Source organism: Streptomyces sp. NPDC051020, from assembly GCF_040683105.1.
Classification (GTDB): domain Bacteria; phylum Actinomycetota; class Actinomycetes; order Streptomycetales; family Streptomycetaceae; genus Streptomyces.
This window is the reverse complement of sequence record NZ_JBFBCG010000031.1, coordinates 1-17,379: the sequence shown is the minus strand read 5'-3', so window position 1 is coordinate 17,379 and position 17,379 is coordinate 1. Positions and strand designations below refer to the sequence as shown.

Here is a 17,379-nt window from a genome sequence, read left to right as displayed (position 1 = left end):
GCTGTCGGAGGGGAGTCGTACGCTGGAACCCCCGGCCCGTGATACGTGTCGGGCCCTTCGCGTTGCCCCTGGCAGCAGCCGGCTGCCGGAATCTCCCTCATTACCCGGACGGAAGCCCTTCATGAGCCTGCACGGTCTGCTGGATGTCGTCGTACGTGACCCGGCGCTCGCCGAAGCGGTGAAGGCCGCCACCGATGGTCACCGGATGCATGTGGACCTCGTCGGCCCGGCGGCCGCCCGCCCCTTCGCCGTGGCCGCACTGGCCCGCGAGGCCGGGCGGACCGTGCTCGCCGTGACCGCGACCGGACGGGAGGCCGAGGATCTGGCCGCCGCCCTGCGGACGCTGCTGCCCTCGGACACCATCGCCGAGTTCCCGTCCTGGGAGACCCTGCCGCACGAGCGGCTCTCGCCGCGTTCGGACACGGTCGGCCGCCGCCTCGCCGTGCTGCGCCGCCTCGCGCACCCGAGGGCAGACGACCCGGAGACCGGGCCGGTCAGTGTGATCGTCGCGCCCGTGCGTTCCGTGCTGCAGCCGCAGGTCAAGGGGCTCGGCGACCTGGAGCCCGTGGCGCTGCGCATCGGTCAGAGCGCCGACCTCGGCGAGACCGTGGAGGCGCTCGCGGCGGCTGCGTACTCCCGGGTCGAACTGGTCGAGAAGCGCGGCGAGTTCGCCGTCCGCGGCGGCATCCTGGACGTCTTCCCGCCGACCGAGGAGCATCCCCTCCGGGTGGAGTTCTGGGGCGACGACATCGAGGAGATCCGGTACTTCAAGATCGCCGACCAGCGGTCGCTGGAGATTGCCGAGCACGGCCTCTGGGCGCCGCCCTGCCGTGAGCTCCTGCTCACCGACCAGGTGCGCGAACGGGCCGCCGCCCTCGCCGAACAGCACCCGGAGCTGGGCGAGCTGCTCGGCAAGATCGCCGAAGGGATCGCGGTGGAGGGCATGGAGTCCCTCGCCCCGGTCCTCGTCGACGACATGGAGCTGCTGCTCGACGTGTTGCCGAAGGGCTCGATGGCGCTGGTCTGCGACCCGGAGCGGGTCCGCACCAGGGCGGCGGACCTGGTCGCCACCAGCCAGGAGTTCCTCCAGGCGTCGTGGGCGGCGACCGCCGGTGGCGGCGAGGCGCCGATCGATGTCGGCGCCGCCTCCTTGTGGGGTATCGCGGACGTCCGCGACCGGGCCCGTGAGCTGGACATGATGTGGTGGTCGGTCTCCCCGTTCGCCGCCGACGCCGAGCTCGACGAAGACACCCTGAAGCTCACGATGCACGCCCCGGAGTCCTACCGCGGTGATACCGCCCGTGCGCTCGCCGACACCAAGGGCTGGCTCGCCGACGGCTGGCGCACGGTGTACGTCACCGAGGGACACGGGCTCGCCTCCCGTACCGTCGAGGTGCTCGCCGGCGAAGGCATCCCGGCCCGCCTCGACCCGGACCTGGCGGAGATCTCGCCGTCCGTCGTCCATGTGTCGTGCGGCGCGATCGACTACGGCTTCGTCGACCCGGCGCTGAAACTCGCCGTACTCACCGAGACGGACCTGACCGGTCAGCGCACCGCGACCAAGGACCTGGGTCGGATGCCGGCCCGCCGCCGCAAGACCATCGACCCGCTGACGCTGGAGACGGGCGACTACATCGTCCACGAGCAGCACGGCGTCGGCCGCTACATCGAGATGGTGCAGCGCACGGTGCAGGGCGCCACCCGCGAGTACCTCCTCGTCGAGTACGCCCCCGCCAAGCGCGGCCAGCCCGGCGACCGCCTCTACATCCCGACCGACCAGCTGGAGCAGGTCACCAAGTACGTCGGCGGCGAGGCGCCCACCCTGCACCGGCTCGGCGGCGCCGACTGGACGAAGACCAAGGCGCGCGCCAAGAAGGCCGTCAAGGAGATCGCCGCCGACCTGATCAAGCTGTACTCGGCGCGGATGGCGGCGCCCGGCCATGTCTTCGGCCCCGACACCCCGTGGCAGCGCGAGCTGGAGGACGCCTTCCCGTACGCGGAGACGCCGGACCAGCTCACCACGATCGCCGAGGTCAAGGAGGACATGGAGAAGTCCGTCCCGATGGACCGGCTGATCTGCGGCGACGTCGGCTACGGCAAGACGGAGATCGCGGTGCGCGCCGCGTTCAAGGCGGTCCAGGACGGCAAGCAGGTCGCCGTCCTCGTCCCCACCACGCTCCTCGTCCAGCAGCACCACGGCACGTTCACCGAGCGCTACTCCCAATTCCCGGTCAACGTGAGGGCGCTGAGCCGCTTCCAGTCCGACAGCGAGTCGAAGGCGACCCTGGAGGGGTTGCGCGAGGGCTCCGTCGACCTGGTCATCGGCACGCACCGCCTGTTCTCGTCCGAGACGAAGTTCAAGGACCTGGGCCTGGTCATCGTCGACGAGGAGCAGCGCTTCGGCGTCGAGCACAAGGAGCAGCTGAAGAAGCTCCGGGCCAACGTCGACGTCCTCACCATGTCCGCGACGCCCATCCCCCGTACGCTCGAGATGGCCGTCACCGGCATCCGTGAGATGTCGACCATCACCACACCCCCCGAGGAGCGCCACCCGGTCCTGACCTTCGTCGGCCCGTACGAGGAGAAGCAGATCGGCGCGGCCATCCGGCGTGAACTGCTCCGTGAGGGGCAGGCGTTCTACATCCACAACCGTGTCGAGTCCATCGACCGGGCGGCCGCGCGCCTGCGCGAGATCGTCCCCGAGGCCCGGATCGCGACCGCCCACGGCCAGATGTCGGAACAGGCCCTGGAACAGGTGGTCGTGGACTTCTGGGAGAAGAAGTTCGACGTCCTGGTCTCCACGACGATCGTCGAGTCCGGCATCGACATCTCCAACGCCAACACGCTGATCGTGGAGCGCGGCGACAACTTCGGCCTCTCCCAGCTCCACCAGCTGCGCGGCCGCGTCGGCCGTGGCCGCGAGCGCGGTTACGCGTACTTCCTGTACCCGCCGGAGAAGCCCCTCACCGAGACGGCCCACGAGCGCCTGGCCACGATCGCCCAGCACACCGAGATGGGCGCGGGCATGTACGTGGCGATGAAGGACCTCGAGATCCGGGGCGCCGGAAACCTTCTGGGCGGCGAACAGTCCGGCCATATCGCGGGCGTGGGCTTCGACCTGTACGTACGCATGGTCGGCGAGGCCGTCGCCGACTACCGGGCCTCGCTCGAAGGCGGCGTCGAGGAGGAGCCGCCGCTGGAGGTCAAGATCGAGCTCCCGGTCGACGCACACGTTCCGCACGACTACGCCCCCGGCGAGCGGCTGCGCCTCCAGGCGTACCGCGCGATCGCGTCCGCCACCACGGAGGACGACATCAAGGCGGTCCGTGAGGAACTCACCGACCGCTACGGCAAGCTCCCGGAGCCGGTCGAGAACCTCCTCCTGGTCGCGGGCCTGCGCATGCTGGCCCGCGCCTGCGGCGTCGGCGACATCGTGCTCCAGGGGCCGAACATCCGGTTCGCCCCGGTGGAGCTGCGCGAGTCGCAGGAGCTGCGCCTGAAGCGCCTCTACCCGAAGACGGTGATCAAGCCGGCTCTCCACCAGATCCTGGTTCCACGCCCGACCACGGGCCGGATCGGCGGCAAGCCAGTCGTCGGCCGCGAACTCCTCGCCTGGACCGGGGAGTTCCTCACGACGATTCTGGGTTCGTGAACAACAGCCCGCTGGGCGACCGGAACACCTCCTCGGGGTTCCGGTCGCCCAGCGGGCCGTTCGGACACACCCCGGCGGGTGAACGGCGCGGCGCGGTGTGATTCGGGCCGCATCCGGCTCCTGCGGCGGCCTTGAACACCCGTCAGCGGGAAGACGTCCGTAGGATCACCGGGTTCGGCTTTCTCCCCGTCAGGACGGCTTCGAGTGATATCTTCCCGCGCGTACCGAGTGATGCTGCCCGCCCTGAGCGCGGCGACCGTGCTGTCCCTGGTGGGCTGCGACCCCGAAGGTGTGACCGCCGAGGGCAGCGGGAGCGGGCGGCAGGCCGGCGGTTCCGCGGGCGGCTTCGGCGCCAGCCCGCTGAACAACCCCGACGGCACGAAGCCGGGCCTCGCACCCCTCACCACCGAGGCGGACCGGGCCGCCGCCCGGAAGGTCATCGACAAGGTGAGCACCAAGGGGCGCGGACCGAAGACCGGTTACGCGCGAGACGAGTTCGGCTACGCCTGGAAGGACTCGGTCGACGGGATACCGCTCGCGAGGAACGGCTGCGACACCCGTAACGACCTCCTCGCCAGAGACGGCAAGGACGTGAAGTTCCGGTCCGGTTCGGACTGTGTGGTCGTCTCGATGACCCTCAAGGATCCGTACACCGGCTCGACCATCGACTGGCGCAAGCAGCAGGCGACCAAGGTTCAGATCGACCATGTCATGCCGCTGTCGTACGACTGGCAGATGGGCGCCTCCCGCTGGCCTGAGGCCAAGCGGCAGCAGATAGCCAATGACCCCCTCAATCTCATCCCGGTCGACGGCCCGGCCAACAACGCCAAGCGGGACTCGGGCCCGGCGTCCTGGTTGCCGCCGTACAAGCCGGTCCGCTGCTCGTACGCGGTGCGGTTCGCGCAGGTATCGCTGAAGTACGCGCTGCCGGTGACCACCGCCGACAAGCGGGCGATGCTGGCGCAGTGCGGCGGCTGACGGGACCGGGCGGCTGAGAAGCCGTCGCGGACGAGGCCCCCGGGCGGACGCTCTGTTGGGAGGACGGGGAGCCGGGTACAGGCCGGTCGTTCAGCTGCCCCCATGCCACACTGCAGAATTCGTTGGCCGAAAGGAGCACCGGCACCTAGCGTCGGGTGCATGGAGCTGACCATCACCACGCTTGCCGCGCGCCCCGAGCTTGCCGGGCCCATGCAGGAAATGCCCGATACCTGGCCGGAGTTCGTGCTGGAGGATCTCGTCGGGTGGGCCAATTACCTGAGGATCGCCGTCGAGTTCCCGGAATATGTGCTCGTCGCGACCGACCCGGACGGTGATGTCGTCGCGCGGGCGCTCAGCGTGCCGTTTGCGCTGCACGCACCGGGGCGCGGGAAGTTGCCCGAGGGCGGCTGGGACCAGTCGCTGCTGTGGGCTTTCTCCGACCTGCGGCATGGGCGTACGCCGGACACGGTCGGTGCGATCGAGATCTCTGTCGCCAAAGGACGGCAGGGGCACGGGATTTCGGGGCAAATGGTCGCCGCGATGCGGGAGAACACCCGGAGGCTCGGGTTCCGGGAGCTCGTCGCTCCGGTGCGGCCGAGCGCCAAGCACCTGGACCCCTCGGTTCCGATGGAGGAGTACGCCCGCCGGAACCGGGCGGAGGACGGGCTGCCGTACGACCCGTGGCTGCGCGTCCATGTGCGGGCGGGCGGCGTGATCGAGGCGGTGGCGCCGGTGTCGATGGCGGTGTCCGGATCCCTCGCGCGGTGGCGGTCCTGGACCGGGCTGCCGTTCGACGAGGACGGCCCGGTGGGGGTACCGGGGGCGCTGGTGCCGGTGCACGTTTCGGTGGCGCACGGATACGCGGTGTACGTGGAACCCAATGTGTGGGTGCGGCACGGCGTGTGAACACAACAGGAACCCGCCCGGGCGGGCGGGTTCCTCAGGTGTCAGACAGCCGGTCTCTGCACCGTGAACGGTTTGTCGAACTCGGAGAACTCGACCGTGACCGGGGTTTCGGTGCCGAAGCCCAGCTTCAGGATGTGGGGCCGGCCCTCCGTGGCGACCGCCGCCGTTAGCTCAAGCCGCTTGACACGACATAGCAGCCTCGGGGGCGGAGTTCAACGTGACGGTACGGTCCGTATGCTGCGACGGAGACCGGCCCTTGCTGACGTGAGGTGGCGCCCTCCGGGGCGGCCCGCCACGGCGGCGGTGTACGGTACGGCGTCTGCACCGCCCCGGGCACGAACGGCCGACCAGCCGTCCCCCGGGCCTCGTCTCGATCCCATCCCGTGAGGAACAGCTCGTGAAGCCTGCTGCGCCCGTCGGCACCGCCCGCAGCCCCAGGTCTCTTTGCGCGGCCACCGCGGCGGCCACCCCTTGTCTGCTGATGGCAGTGGTGCCCGTGGTGACCCTGGGCGTATTCGGGATGGTTCCGTCATTCGTCTTGGCCCTGCGCCGGCGCGGGCGTGCCGACTGGCGGGCCTGTGCCGTCTTCACCGCCCTCAGCGTGGCCTGGATGCTCCGGATCGCCTTCACTCCGGATGAGACCCACGGGTTCGGGTTCGCCGTGGATCTCCTGCTGCTGCTCGCCACCACGCTCGGTGCCGCGGTCCACACCCTCCTCGCGTGGCCGGTACGGGCGCGCGCGGGGCACCCCGCGCGGGAGGTCCGGTGAGGACCCGGCGCCACTGGAGGAAGCCGCAGCCGCTCCCGGACGGACGCCGAACCCGGATCGGGCGGGCGCTCGCAGGCGCGACGCGCCTGGTTCGCGGACGTCGGGCGGTCTGGGCGACGGGCGGGTTGCTGCTGGTGGGGTGCGTACTGCTGGGCGCTCAGTGGTTCGGCGGCTCGGACACGACGGCCCCGCCGGACGCGCGGGCCCGGCAGTACCGGAACTTCAACGCCTGTCTGCTCACCGGGGACAAGGGCGTTGTCGCGGGTTCACCGGCCGCACCGGTCTGGGCCGGGATGCAGCAGGCATCAGCCGACACCCGTGCCAGGGTCACTTACGTACCTGTGATGGGCGAGCAGACCGTGTCGAACGCACAGCCGCACATGAACAGCCTGATGCAGCGCCGGTGCGGCATCGTGCTCGCCAGCGGCCCGGCCCAGGCCGAGGCCGCACGGAGCGTCGCGAAGAGCCATCCCGAGACCCCATTCGTGGTGATCGGTGAGGCATCTGCCGGGGGCAGTTCCGCGAGCGGAAACCTCACCTCCCTGGATCCCGGTGAGGATCTTCCGGACAGGGTTGCCGAGGCGATCCGACGCGCCGTCAAAGTCTTTGCCGAGTAGGCAATACAGGATATTTCGCCGCCCGAGGTAAAGATCATATAAAAAGGATCTTGGGCGGGTGTAGAACTTGCGTGCGGTTAGGGCAAAGTCGCGAGGTTGTTTGTAAATCTCGCGAAAGAGAAGGCGGCCCTGATGCGTGCCCGATGGCGCAGACCATCCTCACTATTTCCGCCCGGGCCCGTCGGGCGCCGTAGGGTGAGAGGTACGGCCCTGGCCGTACTTGTCTCGTTCTCCTGCATGTTGACCACGGAGACGGCGGCGGCAGCGGGGGAGACCCTGCCCGCCGTGTCGATGCCCCGACTCTCCCTGTCCGGGCTGTGGGAGTGGATGGACAAATCCCCGCTGGACACCCCCGGCCAGCAGGGCGGCACGGCCCGTGGCAAGAGCCACACGGCCACCGCCGAACAGACCCGCGTCACCCACGGGGTCGGCCACCGCCCAGGCAAGGGCAAAGGCGAACTCGACGCCTACAAGCGGTACGACCACACGGTCGACAAGACGGTCACCGATCCGGCCGTGGGCACCGCGAAGAGCTTCAGCACCCGTACCAGCAAGCGGAACGCGAAGAAGTCCACGGCGACCTCGGACTTCTATACCAACGCGGACGGGTCGACCACGATCCGGCACTACGCGAGCCGGTCCAACTTCAAGGGCGCTGACGGCACCTGGAAGCCGATCGACACCGAGCTGATCCGCGACACCGACGGGCGGCTCCAGCAGCGCGCGAACTCGCTCGACGTCGAGTTCGCGCCCGACGCCACCGACCAGCAGCTCGCCTCCGTCGACTTCGGGTCCGGCCGCAGTCTCGCGTACTCCTTGCGCGGCGCGCAGAAGGCCACCCCCACGGTCGACGCCAACAACACCGCCACCTACGCGGATGCTCTGCCGGACACCGACCTGTTGCTGTCCCCGCTCACCGAGGGCTTCAAGGAGCGCCTCGTGCTGAGCTCAGCCGACGCGTCGAACTCCTGGCTGTTTCCCCTGGATCTCAAGGGGCTCACTCCGCGCATCGCGGACGACGGAAGCGTTCAGTTCACCGACGCGGACGGGGAGGTGACAGCCACCATTCCGCACGCCTTCATGGAGGACTCGAAGATCGACCCGCGCTCCGGTGACGCCGCGCTCTCCCGGGCCGTGACGTACGAGTTGACCACCATCGACGGCGACAAGCCCGCGCTGCGGCTGACAGCCGACCGCGCCTGGCTGGACGACCCCGCCCGGGTCTATCCCGTCACCGTGGACCCGACCATCGCCGCGAGCAACTCGACGTACACGCAGAACACCATCGGTGGCGACCACTCCACCGAGAACCAGATCAAGGTCGGCTCCTACGACTCCGGCGTCAACAAGACGAACTCGTTCCTCCAGTTCTCTTCGCTGGGCACCACGCTGAAGGGCCAGCGGGTCAGCGCCGCCACCCTCAACGTGTACGCGATCTGGTCCGCGACCTGCACCGCCGAGCCGTTCTCCGTGCACCCGGTGACCACGTCCTGGACGCCGTCCGGTGTCACCGCCTACCCGGGCCCGGCGTACGGCAGCGCCATCGGCACCGCCACGGTCGCCCCCGGCGCTTCCTGCACCAACAACGCGGGTGGCACCAACGACCTGGGCATCGGGGTCAAGATGCCGGTGAACCTCTCCACCGGCTGGTTCGACACCGTCGCCACCGGCAGCGCCAACTACGGGCTTGCCCTGACCGCCCCGACCACCGACCAGCTGCACTGGAAGAAGTTCCACTCCGACAACAGTGCTACGGCGGGCTTCCGGCCGGCCCTCGATCTCACCTACACGGCCAACAAGGCGCCGCAGATCAACGCTCAGTACCCGCCGGAGAACTATCAGGCGAACACCCTCCAGCCCGAGCTCCTGGTCTATGCCAGCGACGCCGACAAGTGGCCGATGGCCACGCTGACCTACGCCTTCGAGGTCTATGACGCGGACAGCGACAGTGACACCCCCGTCGCCACCTCCGGCGTGATCTCCAAGAGCAGTTGGAAGGTGCCCGCGGGCAAGCTCAAGTGGAGCAAGAACTACGCCTGGTACGTCAGTGTCACCGATGGATACGACTCGGTGATGTACTCGGCGAGCCGGTTCGCCACCGCTGTACCCCAGCCACCCGTGACCTCGGGACTGTCGCAGAACACCGATGGTCACGAATTCGACCCCAGCGACGCCAACTACACCACCGAGGACACCGACGCGGAGGTCGAGGTCGTCGGCCCGTCGCTCTCCGTGGAGCGCTCGTACAACAGCCTCGATCCGCGTACCGACGGTGCGTTCGGTGCGGGCTGGGCGACGGTCGCCGACATGAAGGCCGTCGAAGTCAAGGACGGCTCAGGGACGCTCACCAGCGTGATCGTCACCTATCCCGGGGGCGAACAGGTCGCCTTCGGGCGTAACGCCGACGGTACCTTCGTCCCGCCGATGGGACGGTACGCACGGCTGGCATCGGCTGCTTCGGGCGGCGGATACGTGCTGACCGACAAGGACTTCACGGCCTACAGCTTCCAGCAGGCGGTGACCGGTCAGACCGGCACTTTCGCGATATCCGCGATCAAGGACTACGCAAACCGCGCGGAGACCTTCACCTACACCTCGGGCAAGCTGACGAAGGTCAGTAACACGACCTCCAACCGCTCGCTGACGTTCACCTGGCAGACGCCGTCCGGCGCCACCGCCGCCCATGTCGACACCGTGACCACCGACCCCGCGAAGGCGGGTGATGCGAGCACCGCCCAGAAGTGGCAGTACGGCTACACCGGCGACCGGCTCACCACGGTCTGCCCGCCGCAGGACCCGGCCAAGTGCACGGTCTACGGGTACGCCACCGGCAACCACTACCGCACCACCGTCCTGGATGCCGACCCGTACGCGTACTGGCGGCTCGGCGAGGCTGCGGGTGCGACCGTCGCCACCGACGCGGTCGACCTCAACCAGGGCAGGTACAACGGCCTTTACCGCAATGTGACGCTCGGTGGAAGCGGCCCGCTCGCCGGCTCCACGCAGAAGGCCGCGACCTTCAACGGCACCACCTCGTACGTCGAGATACCGAGCGCCCCCGGCGCCACCCCCTCGTACACGACGGTCTCGCTGTGGTTCAAGACCACTCAGGCCGGCGGTGTCCTCTTCTACTACGGCGACAAACCGCTCAGCGACGCCGATCCGGTCGCGAACACCAAGAAGAACACCCCGGCGGTCTACGTGGGCACCGACGGCAAGCTCCGCGGCTGCCTCGCCATGTCACCGGGATGCATGACCACCACCGCGTCCACCGCCACCGTCACGGACGGCCAGTGGCACAACGTCGCCCTGACCGGTGCGGCGACCAGCCAGACGCTCTACCTCGACGGGGTGAAGCAGGGCAGCCTCTCGGGAACGATCAACGACTGGGAGCAGCCCTACATCTCCTTCGGCGCGGGCGTGAACACCGACGGCTGGCCCGCTATGAACGCCAACGACAAGCTGGGCCACTACGCCGGCCAGCTCGCCGAGGTGGCGATCTACACGGAGGCGCTCGACCCGTCGGCGATCACCGCGCAGTACCAGGCGGCCAAGCGGTCCGCCGGTCTGCTGAACAAGATCACCACGCCGAACGGCAAGACGCAGGCATCCGTCGTCTACGGCACCACCGACGACCTGGTCACCCAGGCCACCGACGGCGACGGCGGCACCTGGAAGCTGAATCCGGCCACCGTCACCGGCTCGTCCCAGGTCTACCGCTCCGCGGTGATGGGGACTGCCCCGGCGGGATATTGGCGCCTCGACGACACCAAGGGCGCGCCGCAGGCCGCCAATGAGGTTCACACCGGATTCGGCACCTACAGCAGTGTGACCCAGGGAGTCGCCGGGCCGTTCGGTACCGGTGACGTCACGGCCGCGCAGTTCAACGGCACCAGCTCCTACGCGGAGATCCCCTATGGCCCCTGGCACGGCAAGGGCGACCGCAGCGTCGAGCTGTGGTTCAAGACCGCCAAACCCGGCGTGCTGATCGCCGACCAGTCCCGTTCCCTGACCGACCCGGCCGGTGTGGGCGGGAACTACAGTCCGGTCCTGTATGTGGCAGCCGACGGCAAGCTGCGCGGCCACTGGTACAACGGGGCGGGAACGGCCGGCACGGACTTCGGCTCCAAGGGCAAGGTCGACAACAACGCCTGGCACCACGCGGTCCTCTCCGCCATCGGCACCACGCAGACGCTGTACGTCGACGGAGTCAAGCAGGCCGACGTCGCGGGGGCGCCCAACGACCAGGCCAACACCCGCACCTACGTCGGCGCGGGCTTCGCCAAGGGCTGGATCAGCGCACCCGCCGACATCAGCTACTTCACCGGCTCCATCGCCGAGGTCGCCGTGCACGCGGGCGGGCTCACCGAGGACCAGGTCGAGCAGCACTGGTCCGCGTACAAGGCCTCCGCCGGGGTCGCACCGGTGCGGACGGTGAAGCTCACCGATCCCGGGAACCGGACGCTGACCTATGTGTACGACGCGGAGATGGGCAACCGTCTGCTGACCGCGATCGACACCAACGGCAAGCGGACCACGTACGGCTACGACACCGCGGGCTTCCTGCACACGGTGACGGACGCCAACGGCAACCGGTCCATCACCGGCCACGACATCCGTGGCAACACGGTCTCCCAGACCATGTGCCAGGACACGGTGGCGGACAAGTGCGCCACCGACTACTACACGTACTACCCGGATGCGACCACAGCCTTCCCGCCCATGGACCCGCGCAACGACCTGTTGCTCACCGAGCGCGACGGCCGTTCGTCCGGACCGACCGACAACACCTATCTCACCAGCTACACCTACGACACCGCGGGCAACGTCCTGTCGGTGACGACGCCTCCGGTACCGGGCCATCCGAACGGCAGGACCGCCTCCACCGCGTACACCACGGCCACCACTCCGGCGGCCGAGGGCGGTACCGCGACGGCGCCGGCGGGCCTGGTGTCCGAGGTGGTCACACCGGGCGGCCGGCGGACCACCTACGCGTACTTCGCCAACGGCGATCTCGCCTCGGTGACGGATGCCAACGGGGCCAAGGAGTCCAGCACTTACGACAGCCTCGGCCGCACGCTGACCAGGACCGAGGTCTCGGACGCCCAGCCGGGTGGTATGACCACGTCCCTCACGTACGACAAGGACGACCAGGTCCTCACCGAGACCGATCCGCCCGTCACCAACCGGGTCACCGGAGCCGTGCACACGGCGCGGACCACCACGGAGTACGACCCGGACGGCAACGTCCTCACCCAGAGCGTCTCCGACCTGACCGGTGGCGACGCTGCGCGAACCACGTCGATGACGTACGACGCCTACAACCGGATGGCCTCGCGCACCGACCCGGGTGGCGACACCACGTCGTTCGAGTACGACGGCTACGGCAACAAGGTCAAGGAGACCGACCCCGCCGGAAACGTCAACACCTACACCTTCGACGGTGAGGGTCGACCGCTCACCACCAACCTGCTGGGCTACACCGGCGACCCGAACAACCCCTCCGCGCCGACCACTTTGGTGCAGGAGTCCCGTGCCTACGACCCGGGCGGCCGACTGGCGTCGATCACCGATGCGATGGGCTGGGTCAGCGCGTACACCTACACCGATGACGGGCTCGCTGCCACGGTGGTGCGCAAAGACCCGCAGACCGGTGCCTCCTTCACCGAGGAGGCCAACACCTATGACGCGGCCGGGAACCTGATCAAGCAGGTCACCAACGACGGCCAGACCACCAGCACTTTCACGGTGGACGCCGCCGACCGCACCACGTCGACGGTGATGGACCCGGGCGGGCTCGCCCGCACCACCAAGGTCGACTACGACCCGGACGACAACGTCGTGTCCGAGACCGACCTCGACCCGGCCAACGGCCGTACCAGTACCACCGACACGCGCTACGACAACCTGGGCAATGTCACCGGCTCCACGCTCCACGACGGCACCACCGCCCCGGTCGGCCGCTGGAAGCTCTCGGAGACCAGCGGCGCGACGGCTGCCGACTCCTCCGGGGGCAGCGCCACTGCGGCCCTGGGCAGCGCGGTCACCCGCTCCACCGAGCACGGCGGTGCGGCGGTCTTCAACGGCACGTCGAGCGCCTACGGTCAGACGAAGGGAGCGGTGGTCAACACCAGCGGCTCCTTCACCGTTGCCGCCTGGGTGAAGTTGAGCGACACCACCGCGTACAGCACCTTCGTGTCGCAGAACGGCGTCGTCGACACAGCGTTCAAGTTGTACTACTCAACCGCGAACGGCTGGTCCTTCAGCCGCATGACGTCCGACGACACCACCCGCACCATCGTGAACACATCGTCGGGCAATGCCGCCGTGACCCCCGGTACCTGGACGCATCTGACCGGGGTGTACGACAAGGACGCAAGTCAGATCAGGCTGTACGTCAACGGCACGCAGGCCGGGACCTCGACCGCTTTCGGGACCCCCTGGGATGCGACGGGCCCGCTGCAGATCGGACGCCGACTCGCAGGTGGCAAGTACGGCGAGTACACCAACGGCTCGCTCAGTGACATCCAGGTCTACGGCGAGGCGCTGACCCCGGCGCAGGTCACCGCGGTCAAGGGCGGCACGCTGCCGGCCGCGGACAGTTCGGTCCGCACTTCCACGTGGAAGCTCGACCAGCGCGGTCTGCCGCTGTCGATGACCGATGAGAACGGGGACACCACCGACTACGGCTACGACGAGGCCGGACAGCAGACGAGTGTCACCGAGCCCACCGTCAACAGCGAGTCAGCAGGTGGCCAGCCGGTCGCCATCCGGCCGGTGTCGATGACCGGGTACAACACCTTCGGCGAGGACACGGAAACCTCCGACCCGCTCGGCAATGTGACCGTGACGGCCTACGACGCCGAGGGCCAGGAGTCCTCGACGACGATGCCGGACTACACCCCGCCGGGAGCCACCGCACCCATCACCGCCACGGTCTGGAACGAGTACAACAAGCTCGGGCAGGTCATCGCCGAGGTCGACCCGCTGGGCAAGCGCACCGAGTACGCCTACACCCAGCTCGGCGACCTGGCCTCGGTCCGGGAGCCGGGAGGGGCGACGACGAAGTACGCGTACACCCCCAACGGCGACCAGCTCTCGGCCGTGCGGCCGGGCGGCGCCCGTCAGGAGACCACCTGGGACTACCTCGGGCGGCCGCTGACGGACACCGACATCGTGCGCCAGCCCACCCAGCGGGCGTACACGTCCATCAACGAGTACAACGCCCCCGGCGGCGAACTGTCCCGCACGGTCAGCCCGACCGGGGTCAGTGAGTCCTACAAGTACAACGCCCTCGGCGAGACCACCGAGGTGACCGACGGCGCGGGTTCGACCAGCCGGTTCACGTACGACATGGACGGCCGGCCGCTCACCTCGGTCGACCCGGACGGCAGCAGCACGAAGAACACCTACGACGGCTTCGGACAGCTGGTCTCCACCAGCGACCTGGACCCGACGGGCAAGGTGCTGCGCACCAGCAGCTCCACCTACGACCGGGCGGGCAACCCGACCTCGGTGACCGACTACCGGGGACACACGGTCACGCTCACCACCGATGCGACGGGGGTGATCACCAAGGCGGTGCAGCCGGTCTCGGAGACCGAGTCGATCACGACCACCTTCGGATACGACGCGGCGGGCAACCGGACGCGCTTCACGGACGGGCGGGGCAACGCCTTCCTCACGACGTACAACACGTGGGGAATGCCGGAGTCCGAGATCGAGCCGTCCACACCGGCGCATCCCGATCTCGCCGACCGCACCTTCACCATGGTCTACGACTCCCTCGGGCGTCCGAAGGAGCAGCGTTCGCCCGGCGGTGTGGTCACGAGCAACGAGTACGACGACCGGGGCCGGCTGATCCGTCAGCACGGCACGGGCGCGGAGGCCGATACGGTCGACCACACCTACGCCTACGACGATGACGACCAGGTCACCGCCGTGGCGGGGGCGGGTGAGGAGAAGGACACCTTCTCCTACGACGACCGCGGCCTGCTGCTGTCGGCCGACGGCCCGTCCGGGAGTTCGTCCTTCGCCTACAACGGCGACGGGGCGATGACCTCGCGCAAGGACGCGTCGGGCACGTCGACCTACGGCTACGACACCGCCGGCCGGCTGAAGACGGTCGCCGACGGCGCCACCGGCACGGCGATGACGTACGGCTACGACATCGAGTCCAATGTCACGTCGATCGACTACGGGCCTTCCAAGGCGCAGCGGACGTTCTCGTACGACGCGCTGGGACAGCTGTCGACCGACAAGCTGACGTCGCCGAGCGGCAAGACCCTGTCGTCCCTCTCCTACGGCTACGACCTCAACGGCAACGAGACGTCGAAGACGACGACGGGTCTGGCTGGTGCGGGCACCAACACCTACACCTACGACTGGGCGAACCGTCTGACGTCCTGGAACAACGGGACGACGACCGAGCAGTACGGCTACGACGCGTCGGGCAACCGCACCCGCGTGGGCGGTGACACCTATACGTACGACGCCCGTAACCGGCTCACGTCGGACGGGCAGAGTACGTACCGGTACACGGCTCGCGGCACGATGAGTTCGGTCACGGACGAGGCGGGTGTGCAGACGTCGGTGAAGGCGGATGCCTTCAACCGGGTGATCAACGAGGGTGAGAGGACGTACACGTACGACGGTCTGGACCGGACGCTGAAGGCGACGGACCTCCAGGGCGGTGCGGTGTACGACTTCGCCTACAGCGGGGCGGGCAACGACGTCTCGTCGGACGGCACCGCGACGTACAGCCGCAATGTCGACGGTTCGTTGGTGGGGATCAAGTCCGCTGTTTCGGCGGTGCTGGCGCTGACCGACATCCATGACGACGTGGTGGGTCAGTTCACCGCGGGCGGCGAAGTGTTGTCGGGTTCGTCGTCGTACACACCGTTCGGCAAGGTGTCGGACTCGGTGGGGATGCTGGGGCATCTCGGTTACCAGTCGGGGTGGACGGACCCGGAGACCGCCAAGGTGAACATGGCGGCGCGCTGGTATTCGCCGGAGACCGGTCAGTTCAGCAGCCGGGACACGGTGGGGATGAATCCGCTGCCGGCGTCGGTGTCCGCGAACCGTTACGCGTACGCGGACCAGAACCCGATGACGGCCACCGACCCGACCGGTCACTGGCCGAGCTTCATCGACAAGGCCATCAAGAAGGTCAAGAAGAAGGTCAAGAAGGTCGCCAAGTCGGCCTGGAAGAAGACCAAGGCGGCCGTCAAGCATGTCGCGAAGAAGGTCAAGGCGGCTGCGAAGACGGTGAAGAAGGCGGCCAAGCGGGTCGTCAGGAGGGCGACGCGGACCGTCCGCAAGGCCGTGCACTACGTGGCCGACAGCGTCAAGAAGGTCAAGAGATACGTCAAACGCACGTACAAGCGTGTCAAGAAGTACGTCCACAAGGTCGTCAAGCAGGTCAAGAAGACGGTCAGGAAGGTGGCCAAGGCCGTCACGCATGTGGCGAAGAAGGTGGTGAAGGCTGCCAAGAAGGTCGGTAGAGCCGTCAAGAAGGCGGCGAAGGCCACGGCCAACTTCGTGAAGCAGCACGCCTCGACGATCGCGTCGGTGGCCACGGGGATCGTGGTCTTTGCCGGGTGCACGGCCGCGACCGGCGGAGTGGGCGTGATCGGCTGCGGGGCCCTGGCGGGCGCGGCGGCGAACGCGGTCGGCTACGCGATGAGTGACGGCCCCAAGACGCTGGGCGGCTTCGCCCTGGCGGTCGGCGTGGGCGCGGCCACCGGTGCGCTCGGCGGCGCGGCGGGCGGTGCGGCCTCCGGCGCGGTGGGCCGGCTGCTCGGCGGTGTCGGCGGCAAGGCGCTGAACGGCGCGGCGATGGGCGCGGCGGGCGGCGCGGCGGAAGGCGCGGTCGGCTACGGCGTCTCGTGCGTGACCAGCGAGGAAGGCTGCAGCGCCAGTGGCGCGGCGAAGGCCACCGCAGTGGGTGCGGTCACGGGCGGTGTGTTCGGCGCGGCGGCGAGCAGGTTCGGCCGGAAGTCGACGTCCAAGCAGGAGCCGGACGGGCAGCCGTCCTCTCCAGGCTGCCGGACCGGCGTTCCTCACAGCTTCACCGGTCTGACCGGGGTGCTGATGGCGAACGGCAAGACCAAGCCGATTTCTCAGGTGAAGGCCGGGGACTACGTCCTCACCGCCGAACCGGGCAAGAAGAAGAAGGAAAAGCACAAGGTCAAGGAAGTCATCGTCACCAAGACGGACCGCGACTACGTCGATGTCGTCATCGATACGAAGTCCGGCCCGAAGACGATCCAGACCACCAAGCACCACCAGTTCTACGAGTCCACCAAGGACGCCTGGACCCAGGCGGCCGACCTCAAGGCCGGCCAGAAGCTCCAGAACGACACCGGCGGACCCACGGTCATTATCGACACCAAGGCCTACACCGCGCAGCGCGTCACGTACGACCTGAGCATCGAGGGCCTGCACACGTACTATGT

6 protein-coding genes are annotated in these 17,379 nt (G+C 68.6%); all 6 read left to right on the top strand.

The window, feature by feature from the left end:
* The first annotated feature begins 121 nt into the window (after nt 1–121).
* Nucleotides 122–3,652 carry a transcription-repair coupling factor gene (gene mfd, locus AB0N06_RS18540; RefSeq protein WP_366135745.1) on the top strand — a complete coding sequence of 1,177 codons (3,531 nt, stop codon included), beginning with the start codon at nt 122–124 and terminating at the stop codon, nt 3,650–3,652.
* A gap of 231 nt (nt 3,653–3,883) precedes the next feature.
* Nucleotides 3,884–4,630 carry an HNH endonuclease family protein gene (locus AB0N06_RS18535; RefSeq protein WP_366135808.1) on the top strand — a complete coding sequence of 249 codons (747 nt, stop codon included), beginning with the start codon at nt 3,884–3,886 and terminating at the stop codon, nt 4,628–4,630.
* A gap of 159 nt (nt 4,631–4,789) precedes the next feature.
* Nucleotides 4,790–5,536, top strand: a complete 747-nt coding sequence (locus AB0N06_RS18530; RefSeq protein ID WP_366135744.1) for an N-acetyltransferase — start codon at nt 4,790–4,792, stop codon at nt 5,534–5,536.
* Between the two features lie 397 nt (nt 5,537–5,933).
* A complete protein-coding gene (locus AB0N06_RS18525) occupies nt 5,934–6,305 on the top strand; it encodes a hypothetical protein (RefSeq protein WP_366135743.1) in 372 nt (123 codons plus the stop codon).
* Nucleotides 6,302–6,922: a BMP family ABC transporter substrate-binding protein gene (locus AB0N06_RS18520; RefSeq protein ID WP_366135742.1), complete on the top strand. Its 621-nt coding sequence runs from the start codon at nt 6,302–6,304 to the stop codon at nt 6,920–6,922. Before AB0N06_RS18525 ends, AB0N06_RS18520 begins: the two co-directional genes overlap by 4 nt.
* Before the next feature lie 237 nt (nt 6,923–7,159).
* Nucleotides 7,160–17,379, top strand: a 10,220-nt coding sequence (locus AB0N06_RS18515; RefSeq protein WP_366135741.1) for a LamG-like jellyroll fold domain-containing protein, incomplete at its 3' end; no start/stop codon positions are given.